This window comes from Bathymodiolus platifrons methanotrophic gill symbiont (assembly GCF_002189065.1).
Classification (GTDB): Bacteria; Pseudomonadota; Gammaproteobacteria; order Methylococcales; family Methylomonadaceae; genus Methyloprofundus.
This window is the reverse complement of sequence record NZ_BDMN01000197.1, coordinates 1-1,834: the sequence shown is the minus strand read 5'-3', so window position 1 is coordinate 1,834 and position 1,834 is coordinate 1. Positions and strand designations below refer to the sequence as shown.

The 1,834-nt window shown below is 43.2% G+C and carries 3 protein-coding genes; all 3 read left to right on the top strand.

The genetic code is table 11. The features are described from left to right. Positions 1-553, top strand: a 553-nt coding sequence (locus CDZ78_RS21980) for a hypothetical protein (RefSeq protein WP_167374271.1), incomplete at its 5' end; no start/stop codon positions are given. A 215-nt stretch (positions 554-768) separates the two neighbouring features. Then, a complete protein-coding gene (locus CDZ78_RS11690) occupies positions 769-1,089 on the top strand; it encodes a hypothetical protein (RefSeq protein WP_087870173.1) in 321 nt (106 codons plus the stop codon). Beyond that, positions 1,086-1,595, top strand: a complete 510-nt coding sequence (locus CDZ78_RS11685; protein ID WP_087870172.1) for an asparaginase domain-containing protein — start codon at positions 1,086-1,088, stop codon at positions 1,593-1,595. The genes CDZ78_RS11690 and CDZ78_RS11685 overlap by 4 nt, the downstream gene beginning before the upstream one ends. The last annotated feature ends 239 nt before the right edge of the window (positions 1,596-1,834 follow it).

Genomic DNA, 1,834 nt, shown 5'->3' with positions numbered 1-1,834 from the left:
ATATCCGGATATCCAGTTCAAAGCGCTCACCATCAGACTGATTAAATATACACTGGAGGGCAAGACCTACTGTATCGGCACAACATTGCTTGACGAACGATACACGATTGACGCATTAAAAGAGGTCTATCACGCCCGCTGGGGAATTGAAGAGCTGTATAAAATCAGTAAAAATATGATTGTGGTCGATGACTTCCATGGCCGAAGTGAGCGTACCGTAAAACAGGAATTGTTTGCCCATTTTGTACTGATCACCATGAGTAGACTCTGTACCAATGAATCTGAAAACTTATTAAATAGTCTGTTAAATCTGCAACCAGACGAAATGGATCCGAAACAAACAATACAGGCAAACTTTAAAAATAGCCTGGCAACCATGTCGAGGCATCTGGAAGATATCATGTTTGTTCCGGCACGCTGTATCAAAAAAGTGATGGATGACATTGTCAGCTCTATTTCACGAAATCATCAAAAGCTCAGACCGGGTCGATCCTATATTAGGAAATCCAAAAAGCCTGTGAACAAATGGCGGGGGTGTGAATCGACGGCCTAATGTAGAGTTGAAATGGGTAAAGTGATTTCTCATGCGATTGCATTCGTGCGGGCTCTTAACCGAAGGGGGTAATGGCTTAAGCTAATGCCATTGGGGGGATAAAACCCGAAAATTGTGTAGTCCGTATGGAGTTTGCGGAATACGGGGAAGTGAATACGCTGCTCTTCCTGTATTCCGCAAGTTGCATACAAGCTACATTAGAATGAGATATCAATATGAGCAACTGTTGTAGTGACCCGACAGAAATACCTAAAGTAGACCCGAGGGATTTAGTGCGCGAGCAAACGCGATATGGAGACCTGGTAAGAGAATTATTTACTGGAGACCCTGAAAAACTCATGCATCATGAACTTCGTGAAGCAAACGCTTATTTAAGAGAATTAGCTGCATTACGAGCGCACTACCCATCAGTCCGCCTAGCAGCAATTGCCTTGCTAGAAGAGTCAAGCCTATCTGTTTTACAACGTATCGTCGATAAAGAACCTGAATCAGAGATAGGTATAGCAGCAAATGCCCAGATAAAAGAACTGCAATGATACAAATTATCATCACCGGCGGGACTCTGGATAAGCACTATAACGAGCTAAACGGTGAGCTGGATTTTCCGGAAACTCATATTCCGGAAATGCTAAAACAAGCGCGTTGCAGTGTAGATATAGAAATGCAATTGCTCATGTTAAAGGATAGCCTGGAGATGGCCGAGGCTGATAGAGACAAAATAAAGCAAAGCTGCATAGCCACTGATGCACAGCAGATCCTCATAACCCATGGCACAGACACAATGGTTGAAACAGCCAGGTGTCTCGCCGCAATGCCGAATGACAAAACCATCGTACTAATTGGCGCGATGATCCCCTATGCAATAAAGCAGTCAGATGCCTTATTTAACCTGGGTAGTGCCATAACAGCAGTGCAACTACTACCCGCAGGGATCTATATCACCATGAATGGGCAGGTATTTGATTGGGATAAGGTCAGAAAGGACCGGAAGGCTGGTGAGTTTCAATCTTTGGGTGGTAGTTGTTCAGGCGCTAAAAATTAATAGAAGAAATTTAACTCCGATCATATTGAAGACGAACTTTGAAATTAATATTGCCGTCGATAAGCCGATATTTCCACATCCTACTGGGGACGGCACTAACCTTTATTCACCGCCGTCAACAATAAATTCTTCCGAATTCCCCCAGTTTTCAGCTAGAGGCAAAATGCAAGATCTCAAGAGCGCATTGATTTGAATAAAACCAAGGATTCCGGCTCTATTAATTCGAAAAACAGTATAAT